Raw genomic sequence first — 16010 nt, 5'->3', positions numbered from 1 at the left:
GTTATGGCATTAAGAAAAACAAATATCACGATTTACCCAAAATCATTCAGTTGACTCAAGGCAGCAACTGAATGCACCTCCGGGAACTGACACGGGTCAGTGACCGGTATAAATGAAAGCAGCAGCTTGAAGGATGCCGGGTAAAAACTGGCATCAAGCTACCTTATCGTAGCGGCTTCTGGCAACATAAAGTCATCGAAATACGCAAGGAAACAGAATGGCCAAGGCCAAACTTAAATTTCGCCTGCACAGAGCAGCTATCGTATTGATAAGTCTGGCATTATTAGTCATCCTGATGCAAGGCGCATCCTATTTCAGTCTGGGACACCAACTGGCCCGTTCAACGCAGGTGGAACAGCTTGCTCAGACGCTCGCCAGACAGGTGGCGTTTTCCCTCGCGCCACTGATGGACAGCGACAATGATGGCGCTGATATCGCACAAATTTCCACTATTTTGAGTCAGCTTACCGATAGCAGTCGCATTCTTGACGCCAGTGTTTATGAGTCCGACGGTTCTCTGGTGGCGCATGCCGGTGAACAGGTGCCGGTTCGCGACCGTTTGTCGCTGGATGGCAAACGTGCGGGCAGCTACTTCAATCATCAGATTGTGGTGCCGATCGAAGATAAAAACGGTCCGAGCGGATTTTTACGCATTACGCTGGATACGCACGTGCTGGCGACAGAATCCAAACAGGTGGATAACACCACCAACCTGCTGCGTCTGATGATGCTCGCCGCGCTGGGCGTCGGTATTATTCTGGCCCGCACCCTGTTGCAAGGCCGCCGTTCGCGCTGGCAGCAATCTCCGTTCCTGCTGACCGCCAGCAAACCGGTGAAAGAAGATGATGAACAGGAAGAAGAGCCGGATGAATTCGGCCCGCCGCCGGTGCTGAACATTCCCGAGCCGGAATCTGAGGTCGCGCCGGCAAAACCTGCCACCGAAGCGCAAACGAAAGAAGCCGCACAAGCCGCTTACCGCAGCCTGAAACGCAGCAGACCGAAGTGATTCAGGCCAGCCGCTGAATAATTGATGTTAACCCTTCCACCTGCGCCAGCATACCGCTGGCCAGTTGGCGGAATTCAGGACTGATTGCCATATCGCTTTCTACCTTCCGCCAGAACTCACCCGCCCAATCCTGTGCATTCAACCACTTTTCTTTAGACACTAAAGGGTCGGGCGTTAAGGGTAAGGTTTCACGACGCATGGTACCGGCGTTGGTCGGTGCAAAAGCCATCGGCAGCATGTCATACACAGGCGATATCGAAAGAGCCTGCTTTAAAGGGTCAATGGCAGGATCGATAAATGACAGATTTCCCTGGTGCATATCGCTGTTGGCGATCAGTTTTCCGAAGGCATAAATCTGCTCAATTTTGTCGACTGTAGCGGCTGTAATGACCTTACTTTGGCGTAACCGCTGCGCGGTCAAAAACCAGTTGCTGTTTCCTCCGCCAAACTCAGCAGAGACGGCCTCAAGGGAAACCAGCCCGCGACGCCCGCACTCACCTGTCCGGTCAAATCTTTCGACCTCAAGGAAAACCTCGCCCTTTCTGCCGGTAAAAATTTCGGCTGTTGCCGCCGGAATGCCAGCCTCCTGCAAAACGCTTAACGCATGAGCTTCAGAGCGCAGTAAATCGCCCCAGCGGGAGGCGTTTTCATTGACAGCCGGAGGCGAAAATTTAACTAGAACCTGAGAGGCGTCCCGGCCTGCATGTTCTGCATAGCAGCTGAATTTAGGCTGCTCGCCTCCCGCAGATGATCCGACTTCCTCCCCTGCCAGACTTCTCTGTGCCAGCCGTTCATACACCTGAATTTTGTCTTCACGGGGAACGGGAATATCTTCAGGTTTATGAAACCATCGCTGATAGGCCATTTCTCCAATGACAAAATTCCCGACCGTTTCATCCCCCGCTCTTGCGAGAGCCACCAGCGTCTGGGATTCGGTCCACCTTTTAATGTCATCCGGAAAATGCAGGGCAGCGTTAATATCACGTCCCCACGCCCGACCTAAAAAGCCCTGAGGCCGCATATCGGTGATAAACCACGGCAGACCGTCGTAAATCAGCGACTGGCCGCTGACAACTTCCACTGCACAACTTTCACCCGGCCAGATGGAATATAGCGTCCCGACCTTTTCGGCATTTCCTGCCTCATTAATTTGGTAAAGCGGGAAGCTCCATTGGCCTTCCAGCGGACGCGGCAGAATATAACGGGTCGAGCGGCTTTGCCCGATTTTGACGATCTCAGGAATTTTAGTCAGCCGCCTTGAGAGCGTTGACTGGGTGATGTGCAGTTGCTCCGTGATCTCTTTTGCCGTCAGACTGCCCTGACGCAGTAAATCTACAAGTTCAGACATGAGCGGCTCAGTGATGAATAGGAAAATGCATAGCTAATAGCATAGATAAAAAATTAAAATAAATCGATATATCCTGAAGATATAAATTTGAATACGCAAAAAAACACGAAAAAACGCATAGCAAAACGGGCGCCATCCGGCGCCCGTTTTAGTGACTGCAATATTTGCAGAATTTATTCTTTGTCGCCCAGCAGAACGGATTCCAGCGCGATTTCGATCATGTCGTTGAAGGTCGTCTGACGTTCAGCGGCGGTGGTTTGCTCATGCGTACGGATATGGTCGGAAACGGTACAGATGGTCAGTGCTTTCGCGCCGAATTCTGCGGCCACGCCGTAAATACCGGCGGCTTCCATTTCCACACCCAGAATGCCGTATTTTTCCATCACGTCAAACATTTGCGGGTCCGGCGTGTAGAACAGGTCAGCGGAGAAGATGTTGCCTACGCGCGCGTTGATGCCTTTGGCTTTCGCCGCGTCAGCCGCGTTACGCACCATGTCGTAATCGGCAATAGCCGCGTAATCGTGATCTTTGAAACGCATGCGGTTCACTTTGGAATCGGTACAGGCACCCATGCCGATCACGATGTCGCGCAGTTTGATGTCGGCACGCACAGCACCACAAGAACCCACGCGGATGATTTTTTTCACGCCGAATTCAGTGATCAGCTCTTTGGCATAAATTGAGCAGGAAGGAATGCCCATGCCGTGGCCCATCACGGAGATTTTGCGGCCTTTGTAAGTGCCGGTGAAACCCAACATGCCACGCACGTCGTTCACCTGCTTAACATCCTGAAGGAAAGTTTCCGCGATGTGCTTGGCGCGAAGCGGATCGCCCGGCATCAGCACGACGTCAGCGAAGTCGCCCATTTCAGCATTAATGTGTGGAGTTGCCATCTTCTTATTCCTTAATCAGCGAGGTGTCATATTCATTATAAAAAACGCGGCCAGTATAAGAGACTGGCCGCGTAAGAAAAGTATCAGAGCATGGATTTGCCGTAATCCATCGGTGACAGGTCGAAGTATTTAGCGACTGTCTGGCCGATGTCCGCGAAGGTTTCACGGTGACCTAATGAACCTGGTTTTACTTTCGGGCCATAGATTAAGACCGGAATGTGCTCACGGGTATGGTCGGTGCCGCGCCAGGTCGGGTCACAACCGTGGTCAGCGGTGAAGATGATGATGTCATCTTCTTTCACCAGTTCCAGCAATTCCGGCATACGGCGGTCAAACAGTTCCAGCGCGGCAGCGTAGCCTGGTACGTCACGGCGGTGGCCGTAAGAGGAGTCGAAATCAACAAAGTTGGTGAAGACGATGGTCTTGTCACCCGCTTCTTTCATCTCTTTGATCGTCGCGTCAAACAACGCATCCAGGCCGGTAGCTTTCACTTTTTTAGTGATACCAACCTGCGCGTAGATGTCAGCGATTTTACCGACAGACACCACATGGCCGTCTTTCTCATCCACCAGCTTTTTCAGGATGGTCGGAGCCGGTGGTTCAACCGCTAAATCATGACGGTTACCGGTACGTTCGAAGTGACCGGCTTTGTCACCGATGAACGGACGGGCAATCACGCGACCAATATTGTAGCCACCTTCAGTCAGCTCTTCACGGGCGATTTCACACAGTTCATACAGGCGATCCAGCCCGAAGGTTTCTTCGTGACAGGCAATCTGGAAGACGGAGTCGGCTGAGGTGTAGAAAATCGGCTTGCCGGTTTTCATGTGCTCTTCGCCCAAATCATCCAGTACCACGGTACCGGAAGAATGGCAGTTACCGAGATAACCCGGCAGATTAGCGCGCTCAACCAGTTTATCCAGCAGTTCCTGCGGGAAGCTGTTGGTCGTGTCACTAAAGTAGCCCCAGTCAAACAGAACCGGCACACCGGCGATTTCCCAGTGGCCTGATGGGGTGTCCTTACCGGAAGACAGTTCGCTGGCATAAGCATACGCCCCGGTAATTTCAGCATTACCGTCCATGCCGTCAGGAATTTTACCGGTAGATTCTTCCGCAGCTTTCGCCAGCCCCAGACGGGTCAGGTTAGGCAGATTCAGAGGGCCTTTGCGGCCTTTGTCCGCATCGCCACGCGCACAGGCAGCTGCGATATGGCCCAGCGTGTCAGAACCGGCATCGCCAAAGCGCTCGGCATCTTCACTGGCACCGATACCGAATGAGTCTAACACCATGATAAATGTACGTTTCATTTTGCTCTCCTGCGAATGGTTACGCATTGGGTCACGCGGAACTGCCGCGCACCTGATCAATCTTAAATGGGGGCGATTTGGCCTGAAATCAAGCGTTACCACCGATCCGGCGGTAAACCACCGACGTGCTTTCCGGCGCTTTGTCGCTCAGGACAATGGCCGCACGCACTTCCTGCGCCGCCTGCTGCCAGGCCGCTTCACTGTTCGCGTGGATCATCGCCAGTGGCTGACGGGTATCCACTTGCTGGCCAAGCTGCGCCATATGGGTCAGACCGACGCTGTAGTCGATAGCATCGCTGGCGCGGCGACGTCCGCCACCCAGTGAAACGACGGCCATGCCCAGCGCACGGGTGTCCATCGCGCTGACAATCCCGTTGCCTTCGGCGTAAACCGGTTTGCTCAGCGTGGCCTGTTGCAGATAACGATCGTAATTCTCGATGAAATCGGTTGGGCCTTTCTGGGCGGCAATCATGCGGCCAAAGACTTCTGCGGCTTTGCCGTTATCCAGCACGGCCTGCAACTGACTGCGGGCGTCGGCGTCATCTTTTGCCAGCCCGCCGGACAGCAGCATTTCAACACAGAGCGCCATTGTCACTTCCAGCAGACGCGGATTCCGGTATTCACCCGTCAGGAAGCGCACGGCTTCGCGCACTTCCACCGCATTCCCTGCGCTGGATGCCAGCACCTGATTCATGTCGGTCAGCAGCGCCGTGGTTTTACAACCTGCGCCATTGGCCACATCGACAATCGCCTGCGCCAGATCTTCGGATAGCTGGTAAGTCGGCATGAAGGCCCCGGAGCCGACTTTGACGTCCATCACTAACGCATCCAGCCCTTCGGCCAGTTTTTTGGCGAGAATCGAAGCAGTGATCAGCGGGATAGAATCGACAGTTGCGGTGATATCACGTGTCGCATAGAAACGCTTATCCGCCGGAGCCAGCGAGCTGGTCTGGCCGATAATTGCCACGCCGACATCCTGAATGATGCTGCGAAAACGGCTGTCATCCGGGAAAATATCGAAGCCCGGGATGGCTTCAAGTTTATCCAGCGTACCGCCGGTATGACCGAGGCCGCGGCCGGAAATCATCGGCACATAACCGCCGCATGCCGCTACCATCGGCCCCAGCATCAGGGACGTCACGTCACCCACACCGCCGGTCGAATGTTTATCAACGATCGGGCCGTTGAGGTTGAGCGATTTCCAGTCCAGGACGGTACCGGAGTCGCGCATTGCCATGGTCAGCGACACACGCTCATTCATGGTCATATCATTGAAATAGATAGTCATTGCCAGCGCGGCAATCTGGCCTTCTGAAACCTGACTGTCGCGAATACCATTAACAAAGAAACGAATTTCTTCATCGCTTAAAGGCTGACCGTCACGTTTTTTACGAATAATTTCTTGTGCGAGAAACAAGGTATCCCCCTGCCTGAGCTGAACGCTAAATGTAGATGCGAATACCGGACGCTGTAAAACAGCGCCACGGTATTGGCATAACAACAGTGATTAGTAGCTGCTGGTGGCTTTCTGGCCAGCGTGACCGAGAGTGGTGAGCAGGCTTGCCAGCAGACTGGATGCGCCGAAACGGAAGTGACGTGCGTCAGCCCATTCGCGGCCCAGCAGGCGATCAGCCAGTGCCAGATATTGCGCAGCGTCTTCAGCGGTTTTCACGCCACCGGCCGGTTTAAAACCGACAGCTTTGCCCACGCCCATCTCAGCAATCACGCTCATCATCAACTCAGCGCTGTGCAGCGTGGCGTTTTCTGGCACTTTACCGGTAGAGGTTTTGATGAAGTCAGCGCCTGCGTTGATGGCGATTTCAGAGGCTTTGCGGATCAGCGCATCCTGCTTCAGCTCACCGGTTTCGATGATCACTTTCAGCAGCACATTGGCAGCCGCACAGGCTTCTTTGCACTGTTTCACCATCTCAAAACCAATCTGCTCGTTACCGGCGATCAGCGCGCGGTACGGGAAGACCACGTCAACCTCATCGGCACCGTAAGCAATTGCCGCGCGGGTTTCTGCCAGCGCAATCTCAAGATCATCATTACCGTGCGGGAAGTTGGTGACGGTGGCAATACGGATGTCCGGCGTGCCTTGCTCGCGCAGGGTTTTACGGGCAACAGGAATAAAACGAGGATAAATACAGACAGCAGCGGTGTTACCTGCCGGGCTTTTCGCCTGATGACAAAGCGCGATCACTTTTGCATCAGTGTCGTCTTCGTTCAGGGTGGTTAAATCCATCAGGTTCAGCGCACGTTGCGCTGCGGCGGTTAAATCGGTCATATAACTCTCCAACAATTTTCAATTCCAGCGACCGGCCGGGACTGAGCATACAGTCATGAATTCGTTCCGGCGTTTAACGTCGGCAAGAGAATTCTGCACGTTGGCGAGCGGACTTGGTTCCTTGAAGATAGCGTGCGTAAGCGGCGTGGAACGGCTTACGTGGCAACTGAGATCCTTCTCACCGCGCTTGGACTGGCTGACGCCAGTTCGTTGTGACTATTTGAACACGTCACATCAGGTTCCTGTGTGCATTATTTCACACAAAATGAAAACCGATTGCAACGTTGCTTGGCTAAATGAGACCTTGGTCACAATTCTTAGCCCTTATGCTCAGTATTCGACCCTTAATAAGAGTGTATACCCGAATCATGACAAACGGAGTTCGGGTGGCCACACCGCGATCACCAACCGGCGATCTTACGAGCAATGTTATAATAATAACATTTTAAAGAGAAATGAAATCGCAATACGCCAGAAACCCTTTCTGGAAAGGTTTCTATACGTCAGGGTAAATGTTATTTAAATCACAAAATTAAAATTTCGACGGTTTACCGGGAAGGGAGATTAAAGATGCGGCGGGTATTGTCGAGCAGTGCAAGAGCAATCTGTTCCGGCGTTTCACTGCGCAGGCTGCACAGAATGTCGAACACGATTGCCGCCCGTTCCGGGCGATTAGGCTGCCCCTGAAACCCCTGCAACGGCATATCCGGCGCATCGGTTTCCAGCAACAATGACGAAAGCGGTAATTCTGCCATCACATGACGGGTTTTCTGCGCGCGTTCGTAGCTGATAGTGCCACCCACGCCTATCGCAAAACCCAGTTTGATAAACGCCTGCGCCTGAGAAAGACTGCCTGCAAATCCGTGCACTACCCCGGTTGCCGGCAGTTTTGCCTGACGCAGCAGCGCCGCCAGCTGATCGTGGCTGCGACGGGAGTGCAGGATCACCGGCAACATCTCACGCTTTGCCAGCGCGAACTGCGCTTTCAGCAACCGCTGTTGTTGCTCAAACTTCGGCGCTTCCATGTATAAATCCAGGCCGATTTCCCCGACTGCCACCAGGCGTGGATCCCGCTGGCTGAGCAGTGAATCCAGTAAATCCAGACAACTGTCTTTATGTTCGGCGATATAAAGCGGATGCAAGCCCAGCGCGGCGTGCAATTGCGGGAATTTTTCGGCCAGTGTGAGAATGCCGCTGAAACGGTCAGACGTGACCGCCGGAACAATAATCTGCCCTACACCAGCTTCTGCAGCGAGGCGCAGGCTTTCCGTTTCCGCGCCGGTAAACGGCGGAAAATCGAAATGACAATGCGTATCGACGAAGGTGAAACTCACAGATTTTCGCCCTCACTGGACGGATAATTTTCTGATGACGCCGGACTTTCCGGTGGCGGCATGTCTGAGGATGCGTGCTGCGGTTGCGGCGCACTGACCACGTTGTCTTTAAATGCTGCCGGACGCACCACACCGCCGTCGGCGACCATATCCGTCAACACGGCTGGATCCAGAATGATTTGCTCAACCGTACTGACCGAAGCAGCCAGCGGGATCACATTTTCCGGTTCATCCTGCGGCACGATAACCTGTTTTGGTTGGCGGAATATCCGTGGTTCGATTTGCGGATGAGGGCGCTCGTTTTCACGCGGTAACAGCCAGTGTGCCGCAGCAGAAAGGAAGTACCGTCCGCAGCGACGGCCAAGATGGTAATCCTGATTAAGCGCAGGCAGACGACTGCCAAGCGCGTGGCTGGCCAGCGGTTTTGGCGGGAAGATTTCGAAAATACGCACATCGTCCGGCGGATTCTCAATAAATTGCTGAATGCGGTGATAACTTTCTTCGTGGTGCTGCATCATGCGCACCAGTTGTTGCAGGCTGCTTTCACTCAGCCATTGTTCCATGCGCTTCATCCATTGCGGCGTATAGAACATCGCCGAAGGCACGGTACGGATGACCACAATGGTATCCGCGCCACGGCGGTACGCTTCTTCAACCGGGATCGCGTCACTGATGCCTCCGTCCTGATAGCTGACACCATCCAGATCCACCCCCATGCGGTAAAAGCCCGGAATAGCACTTGAGGCTTTGATCACGGGTAGCCAGTTTTCCCGCGTCGGCGAGAAATAATTGGCCGCATAATCATCACTGCGACAGGCGCACATCAGGAATTCCCGGCCGTCGATCAACAGCTTTTCAGCACTGTCCATCGCCAGCGGCATGTTTTTAGCCGTTTCTTCAACCAGCCAGTCGAGATCGATAAGATGTCCGCCGCGCACAAAACGCAGCGGGTTGAAAAAGTCAGGGCTGGTGGTGTAGCGGGTGATCACCCTTCTGGCATAGCCGGGCTGCCCGCAGACGAAAGCAGAGAGATTTTGTGCACCCGCAGAGGTGCCCAGATATAAATCAAAGGGATTGAAACGCGCGCGCTGAAACTCATCCAGCACGCCTGCCGTAAAAATGCCTCTCTGCCCGCCGCCTTCGCACACCAGGGCAATCTTCCCCGGCATATAGGGTTTGTACGCCAGCGGTTCTATATTCCCCAGCGTGACAGGTATTCTGTATCCCAACGCATCGTCCTCACGCAAATGGCCCCACTCAGTTGGCCTTCATTTCAGAGCATACCTCGTCTTCCTGCTTTGCGTAGATTTCTTGCCAAAATCGGGCGACAAAATCGTTACGTCCTGTTAACGGCCAGATTGTACACATAAAAGAATCGCCCCCTTCAGTGAAGGGGGCGATGTCATTAATTAACACATTTTGGCATCACTKGAATGATGCGGTCAGAGTCGTTTACGACCGGTAAACAGGCTGACAAGAAACAGAATGATACCGACTACGAAGACGATTTTTGCAGCCCAGGCCGCTGTACCCGCCAAACCACCGAAACCGAGAGCCGCCGCGATCAACGCGATGATTAGAAAAATAATGCCCCAACGAAACATAAGCTTCTCCTTTACCCTATTTTCACTTTGCCATTTCAAAAGGTTGTGCCCCGCTTCGGGCCGGACTCATTGTGAAACATTTGCCTTATGACGCTTTATCAACCGACAGCATGCCGGTAACAAAAAAATGCTTACCTAATAAAGGTAGTCGAAAAATGAAAGTCTTAGCGTTTCCGACACAATATTTTTCTGACAGCAGGCAAATCTCGTCCAACACAAATCTTCAGCGGGCAACGTAAATGTAATTATGTGTTATTCAAAAAATGAAGCGCCCTGCCCGTGGGAAGGCGCTTCGTACTACAGACAGAGCACGTGATCGTTATGGTGCGACTTTCAGGTCATTTTTGACGCTTTTCACGCCATCAACGGTTTTCGCAACGCTTTCAGCACGGTCAGACTGTGCCTGATCTTTCACTGCGCCTGAGAGCTGTACCACGCCGTCGGTCGTTTCGACTTTCACGTTACGTGACGGGACAATGTCATCCGCCAGCAATTTGGCTTTTACAGAAGCCGTGGTCGCGCTGTCACCGGCATAGGCTTTAACGCTTTGATCTTTGCTGTCTTTGGTATGCAGTTTGTCGCTGACGGATTTAACACCTTCAACTTTGGTTGCCGCAGCAACAGCCTGCTCGGCTTCAGCCTGCGAACCGACAAAACCACTCAGCGTAACAACACCGGAATTCGTCGTGACGGAAATATCGCTACTTTTAATGGCTTTATCATCTACCAGAGCACTTTTCACTTTCGCGGTGATAGCGCTGTCGCCCATGTAGTTATCAACTTTCTTCATGGAACTATCGATTTTTGCACCTGCGCTATCTGTAGTCGTCGTTGCTGCCAGAGCGCTACCGCTCATCAGTGCGGTACCCAGAACTACGGCCATCATTGAATAGGCAAATTTAGAATTTTTCATCGATTTCTTCCTTTTGGTTTATGAGCCTTGTTGCGACTCTGCACGCCACATTCTTGGTGACGCCTTATAACAAATTGTATTGCTGCTGTTTTTACTTCCGTTGTAGCAGAGTACATCGTTTTATTCTGGCTTTTAATCGCCATTCGATATAACTCTCTATTGAGTGACTTTAAAGTAGTGCTTTAAGCCACCCTGTCCTGAACACACATTTAATATAGTCAAGAATGTTCAGATTAGTAGGGAGATCGTCGAATATGGCCTCTAATGCAGACAAGTCCGAAGGTTTACGCCAAAATTTGCGCAAAATATCGGCATATTGATAACAAAGCGTAAGATCCGGAAGGGTATCAGATAAAAAAATGGCTCCCTTTACAGGAGCCATTGAAAAATTATTGCGTTATAAATCAGTCTTCGGTAGTGAAATTACTGTTTATCCCACGCATCCTGCCAGTTAGTGCCGGTCGCAGGAGCATACGCCCAGGCCGCCTGACTACACCAACCGGAGTATGGGAAAGGCTTACATTGATAGATGCCACCGTCACTGCCTAATACCCGGGTTCCCGCGACGTATTTCTCACTACTTTGCGGATAAACATACTCATAATCCCCTGCCGCTGTTTTGGCTTTCACCAGAATCGTGGTCGTTGCGGTATCGGTTAAACCGGTGTTATCGGTCACGGTCACGTCAACAGTAAAGCGCGTATCAACTGTTACTTGTGGTGCATTGATCACTTCAGTGTTGGATGCTGCCCCCTGAGCCGGTGCGACTGGCAATCCAGCCGGATTAGTCCACTGATAATGTAAATCAGCAGCCTGCGTATCCGGATCTGTCACTTTTGCTGTCAGCGTCAGCGATTCACCTGAAGTCACGGTATACGTGGATTCAAGGGTAACGGACGGTGCAACAGGCTTAGACGCATCAATCACATTCACGCTGGTTTGCGCTGTGGTGCTGCCTTCGCCGTCACTCACGGTCAGCGAGAAGGTATACACCGCATTGGTCACCGGTTGCGCCACGCTGAATGTCGCTTTTGCCGCGTCGCTGTTTTGCAGCGTCACTGCTGGCCCGGAAACTTGCTTCCACTGATACGTCAGGGTGTCGCCTTCTTTATCGGTGCTGGCTGAACCGTCAAGCGTGATAACAGCGGTTCCATTAACCTGCTGAGCAATACCGGCATTAGCGACCGGCGGCGTATTGGTTTCTACCGGTGCCGGTGAACCGCTGGTGATTGGCGCAAAGATTTCGCTGTAAGCGTACATCGGAGCCTGTTCCGGCGTCATACCACTGTGTTCCGCAGAAACTTGTCCTGAAACACCCGGCTGATCACGCGCCACAGACCACGCACCGATCATACCCAGGCCATAATCTTTTGCCTGCTGATAAACCAGACGCGCATCGGAAAGATAGAACACTTCTCCCTGCACATCGTTATAGCCAATCATCGGCGTTGTCCCCAGCATGGCGTAAACCTGTGCGGCGCTCTTCTCAGGGTATAAACCTTTCACCTGAGTGAACAGATTATCGATGGCAGAAGTGGCACATTTACCGTGAATATTCTGACCTTCAGTGTTGGCTGACTGACATTGTACGTTGCCGTAATCCATCGCCATCACGTTAATCCCGGTCAGCACGACGCCCTGATCTTTGGCATCCTGCAACACTTCCATCCCTTCATGGGTTAAACCGGTTGGCAGAACAGGCAGGGTATACCAGACACCGATGTGACGGCCTTCGGCAGCCCAGCGATCCTGTACTAATTTGACGGCGGCATTGCGGCGCTGAATAGATTCTTTATCAGCCAGCCAGTTTCCTTCGATATCGAAGTCAAGCACCTGCAGGTTCAGGTTTTCGACAATGTCATAATAATGCTGTTGCAGATCATTCACGTTATTACAGGCTGCGGCCAGAGGCGCATTGTTCGCGCCGCCGATCGACACCATGATATCGCCGCCTGCTTCACGCAATGCTTTGATTTTGCTGTATTGCGCGTAGTTGGTAACACTGTAAGCGGTGCCCCACGTCGGTACACAGGTGTTAGCATCTTTAGCGACCATAAAGGCCATGGTGAAGTGGTTAACGTTCTGGTTTTTCGCCAGACCGACAAGGTCAGGCTGCATATTTAAGGTGAAATCGACATAAGGCGCATAGAACTGAGCAGGCCACGGATTTTTCGGCGTACCCACGCGCTCTTTCGTGCCGCTCCAGTCCATATACACAGCCCACGGTGAAACATCGTCAGGTTTAACTTTCTGAACTATTACAGAAGACTGATAATTTTTGCCGTTATATTTCACTAATGAATTAGCAGGATATAAGGTATCGATATTCAGCGTTGGCGCGTTATCAATTTGATCCTGAGAGTAGATTTGAACCGGACCTAGAGGTTTCCACGGATGGCCATTATTTCCGTCCGGGTTCTGATTAGCCGTCAGCGACGGATCATTATTAATGGTGTAAAACAGAGCTTCATACATAACTCCGTCTTTCTGAACTTTATCGCCCTGATTATAGGTTGCACTGCTGCTCCAGACCGGCGTCGGTGCATACACTACCCACGGGTTATTTTCTGCTGGTGCGAAACTGTGAGCCGGCGTTGGTTTAGACGTTTTGTATGTCATGCCATTTGCCAGAACAATATCACCGGCTAAATAATCACGGCTGCTGTCATAATCGACATAATTATTCTGCGTGCCGTCACCGGCAATCTCACAAACGGTCGGGTTGCCATATTGGCTCATTTCAGTCGCAGATGCGTCGCGCACCTTACGCCAAGGGTTGGCACCTTGATCTTGTTCCGCTGTGCCCGGGCAATTTGTCGCACCGACCCACCAGGCATTTGAGTAAACACTGCCGTCAAAGATGACTTCAAAGGTGTCACCCCCTTCCTGTCCGTTCCAGGCTTCAAGGGCAAAAGCGCTGGCTGAAGCCATCGTCAAACCGGCAACACAGAGCATCTGTGTGATTTTATTCATTCTCATAACTACATTCCTTATATATATATCATTGCCATGGCGGGATATTCATAGAATACATATATGTTTCGCGAGAAAACCTATTGTAATTCCTGTGAAATTAAGACTTTTGTTACTATTTCATAAACAAAAAATATTAATTACCCCCAAAACATATTAAATAAATATGAGGTAACTTATTCACCGCACATAATGGCATATCTATTAAGGAATGGACTCATCTAAACATAACTAATCGCACTAATAATTAAAATTAAGATTATTTAATAAGTCAGGTATATTTTTCATCAAAAGGCATACAAATATATAATAAGTACTCTGCCTTAACAAAATAAATTAATATATGTTTTATTAATGCAAAATTAAGAAACAATAAAAAAGGCGACATCAAAGTCGCCTTTTCAGAAACAGGAATGAATTAATGTTCGCGTGTTTTACGGAATTTCACTTCAGGATAACGTTCTGAAGCCAGATTCAGGTTCACCATAGTGGGTGCGATATATGCTAAGTTATCGCCGCCATCCAGTGCGAGGTTGGTTTCGTTCTTGCGTTTAAATTCTTCGAATTTCTTCACGTCGCTACACTCCACCCAGCGGGCGGTCGAGACATTCACCGATTCGTAAATCGCTTCCACGTTGTATTCGCTTTTCAGACGCGCCACGACCACTTCAAACTGCAGCACGCCGACCGCTCCGACAATCAAATCGTTGTTGGCGATTGGGCGGAAGACCTGTACCGCGCCTTCTTCTGAAAGCTGTACCAGCCCTTTCAGCAACTGTTTCTGTTTCAGCGGGTCACGCAGGCGGATACGACGGAACAGTTCAGGGGCAAAGTTAGGAATGCCAGTGAACTTCATGTTCTCACCCTGAGTAAAGGTGTCGCCAATCTGAATTGTGCCGTGGTTGTGCAGACCGATGATGTCGCCCGGATAGGCTTCTTCAACGTGTGAACGGTCACCGGCCATAAAGGTCAGGGCATCGGAAATCACGACGTCTTTACCCGTACGCACCTGACGCAGCTTCATGCCTTTTTCATATTTGCCGGATACCACACGCATGAACGCCACGCGGTCACGGTGTTTCGGGTCCATGTTGGCCTGAATTTTAAACACAAAACCTGTGAATTTCTCATCATCAGCTTTCACTTCGCGCAGGTCAGTTTTACGTGGCATCGGCGCAGGAGCCCAGTCCACCAGACCATCAAGCATATGGTCGACACCAAAGTTACCGAGCGCGGTACCGAAGAATACCGGCGTCAGCTCACCTTGCAGGAAAGCTTCGTGATCGAATTCATGTGATGCACCCTGCACCAGTTCCAGCTCATCACGAAGTTGCGCAGCCAGATCTTCGCCGACGGCAACATCCAGCTCTGGATTGTTCAGGCCTTTGACCACGCGAACTTCCTGGATGGTGTGACCTTTACCGGTCTGATACAGATACACTTCGTCTTTATAAAGGTGGTAAACCCCTTTGAACAATTTACCGCAGCCGATCGGCCAGGTAATCGGAGAACAAGCGATCTTCAGCTCGCGCTCCACTTCGTCCATTACTTCCATCGGATCGCGGATATCGCGGTCGAGTTTGTTCATAAAAGTCAGGATCGGCGTATCGCGCAGACGGGTCACTTCCATCAGCTTACGGGTACGATCCTCGACACCTTTTGCGGCGTCGATAACCATCAGACAGCAGTCAACGGCAGTCAGGGTACGGTAGGTATCTTCGGAGAAGTCTTCGTGCCCCGGGGTGTCGAGCAGATTAACCAGACACTGTTTGTACGGGAACTGCATCACGGACGTGGTGATGGAAATACCACGTTGTTTTTCCATTTCCATCCAGTCGGATTTGGCGTGATGGCTGGAGCCACGGCCTTTTACAGTCCCGGCTGTTTGAATGGCCTGTCCGAATAACAGAACCTTTTCGGTAATGGTCGTTTTACCGGCATCGGGGTGAGAGATGATGGCAAATGTGCGGCGCTTAGCCACTTCAAGGGCGTATTCACTTGGAGACATGTTTTTCACGTTTCTGCGGTTGGTCCGCCCTGCATAGGATTCACATCACGTCAGAAGGTGACGTCAGGCAAAGCGGTAATAAAAGTTATAGCCGGCTATTTTCACTGATTTAGACGGGATGGGCAATCAATGGTTTTTTTGTGTGGTGTGACTAAGAGAGCGCTTTAGAAACGGAAGTCGGTTGAAAGTGCGGCCCAGTGTTCTTGCAGAACTATTTTATGTTCTTCAAGCATCGGTAACTCCGTAAGCAAATCTGGCCAGCATTTACGCGCAATTTCAATGGCTTCATCAAGATGCACTTCAACGGCAGACCATGGTACACCAATTCTTTCAGCCC

Annotated in this window: 12 protein-coding genes; 1 reads left to right on the top strand and 11 read right to left on the bottom strand. The window is 51.5% G+C overall.

The annotated features are described in order from the left end of the window. Positions 1-217 precede the first annotated feature (217 nt). Positions 218-1006, top strand: a complete 789-nt coding sequence (locus AC1DUO_RS18455; protein ID WP_013577096.1) for a YtjB family periplasmic protein — start codon at positions 218-220, stop codon at positions 1004-1006. 1 nt (position 1007) lies between these two features. On the opposite strand, the gene yjjJ is transcribed toward AC1DUO_RS18455, so the two are convergent. From yjjJ to prfC, 11 genes are all read right to left on the bottom strand, one after another. Next, on the bottom strand, positions 1008-2354 hold the full coding sequence (gene yjjJ / locus AC1DUO_RS18450) for a type II toxin-antitoxin system HipA family toxin YjjJ (protein WP_013577097.1): 1347 nt from the start codon (positions 2352-2354) through the stop codon (positions 1008-1010). Positions 2355-2527: 173 nt separating this feature from the next. Continuing rightward, complete coding sequence (gene deoD, locus AC1DUO_RS18445; protein ID WP_013577098.1) at positions 2528-3247, bottom strand: purine-nucleoside phosphorylase; 720 nt, start codon at positions 3245-3247, stop codon at positions 2528-2530. An 83-nt stretch (positions 3248-3330) separates the two neighbouring features. Continuing rightward, on the bottom strand, positions 3331-4554 hold the full coding sequence (deoB, locus tag AC1DUO_RS18440; protein WP_013577099.1) for a phosphopentomutase: 1224 nt from the start codon (positions 4552-4554) through the stop codon (positions 3331-3333). An 88-nt stretch (positions 4555-4642) separates the two neighbouring features. Then, positions 4643-5971, bottom strand: coding sequence for a thymidine phosphorylase (deoA, locus tag AC1DUO_RS18435; protein ID WP_013577100.1), 1329 nt, complete (start codon positions 5969-5971; stop codon positions 4643-4645). A 90-nt stretch (positions 5972-6061) separates the two neighbouring features. Further along, positions 6062-6841: a deoxyribose-phosphate aldolase gene (deoC, locus tag AC1DUO_RS18430; RefSeq protein ID WP_013577101.1), complete on the bottom strand. Its 780-nt coding sequence runs from the start codon at positions 6839-6841 to the stop codon at positions 6062-6064. Positions 6842-7389: 548 nt separating this feature from the next. After that, positions 7390-8175, bottom strand: a complete 786-nt coding sequence (locus tag AC1DUO_RS18425) for a metal-dependent hydrolase (protein ID WP_013577103.1) — start codon at positions 8173-8175, stop codon at positions 7390-7392. Further along, positions 8172-9344 carry a patatin-like phospholipase family protein gene (locus AC1DUO_RS18420; protein ID WP_379670700.1) on the bottom strand — a complete coding sequence of 391 codons (1173 nt, stop codon included), beginning with the start codon at positions 9342-9344 and terminating at the stop codon, positions 8172-8174. Before AC1DUO_RS18420 ends, AC1DUO_RS18425 begins: the two co-directional genes overlap by 4 nt. Positions 9345-9617: 273 nt before the next feature. Then, complete coding sequence (locus tag AC1DUO_RS18415) at positions 9618-9779, bottom strand: DUF1328 domain-containing protein (RefSeq protein WP_013577105.1); 162 nt, start codon at positions 9777-9779, stop codon at positions 9618-9620. A 319-nt stretch (positions 9780-10098) separates the two neighbouring features. Next, positions 10099-10692, bottom strand: coding sequence for a molecular chaperone OsmY (gene osmY, locus AC1DUO_RS18410; protein ID WP_013577106.1), 594 nt, complete (start codon positions 10690-10692; stop codon positions 10099-10101). 423 nt (positions 10693-11115) lie between these two features. Further along, positions 11116-13671: a PKD domain-containing protein gene (locus AC1DUO_RS18405; protein ID WP_013577107.1), complete on the bottom strand. Its 2556-nt coding sequence runs from the start codon at positions 13669-13671 to the stop codon at positions 11116-11118. A gap of 412 nt (positions 13672-14083) precedes the next feature. Continuing rightward, a complete protein-coding gene (gene prfC, locus AC1DUO_RS18400) occupies positions 14084-15673 on the bottom strand; it encodes a peptide chain release factor 3 (RefSeq protein ID WP_013577108.1) in 1590 nt (529 codons plus the stop codon). Positions 15674-16010: the final 337 nt, after the last annotated feature.

Source organism: Rahnella sp. P4_A8, from assembly GCF_056402435.1.
The sequence above is the reverse complement of the archived record's forward strand: the minus strand, read 5'-3'. Positions and strand labels throughout refer to the sequence as shown.

What these genes read in the sequence shown, in the direction of transcription:
- AC1DUO_RS18455 (WP_013577096.1), top strand. Translation starts at nt 218, where the DNA reads ATGGCCAAGGCCAAACTTAAATTTCGCCTGCACAGAGCAGCTATCGTA.
- yjjJ (WP_013577097.1), bottom strand. Translation starts at nt 2,354, where the DNA reads ATGTCTGAACTTGTAGATTTACTGCGTCAGGGCAGTCTGACGGCAAAA.
- deoD (WP_013577098.1), bottom strand. Translation starts at nt 3,247, where the DNA reads ATGGCAACTCCACACATTAATGCTGAAATGGGCGACTTCGCTGACGTC.
- deoB (WP_013577099.1), bottom strand. Translation starts at nt 4,554, where the DNA reads ATGAAACGTACATTTATCATGGTGTTAGACTCATTCGGTATCGGTGCC.
- deoC (WP_013577101.1), bottom strand. Translation starts at nt 6,841, where the DNA reads ATGACCGATTTAACCGCCGCAGCGCAACGTGCGCTGAACCTGATGGAT.
- AC1DUO_RS18420 (WP_379670700.1), bottom strand. Translation starts at nt 9,344, where the DNA reads ATGCCGGGGAAGATTGCCCTGGTGTGCGAAGGCGGCGGGCAGAGAGGC.
- AC1DUO_RS18415 (WP_013577105.1), bottom strand. Translation starts at nt 9,779, where the DNA reads ATGTTTCGTTGGGGCATTATTTTTCTAATCATCGCGTTGATCGCGGCG.
- osmY (WP_013577106.1), bottom strand. Translation starts at nt 10,692, where the DNA reads ATGAAAAATTCTAAATTTGCCTATTCAATGATGGCCGTAGTTCTGGGT.
- AC1DUO_RS18405 (WP_013577107.1), bottom strand. Translation starts at nt 13,671, where the DNA reads ATGAGAATGAATAAAATCACACAGATGCTCTGTGTTGCCGGTTTGACG.
- prfC (WP_013577108.1), bottom strand. Translation starts at nt 15,673, where the DNA reads ATGTCTCCAAGTGAATACGCCCTTGAAGTGGCTAAGCGCCGCACATTT.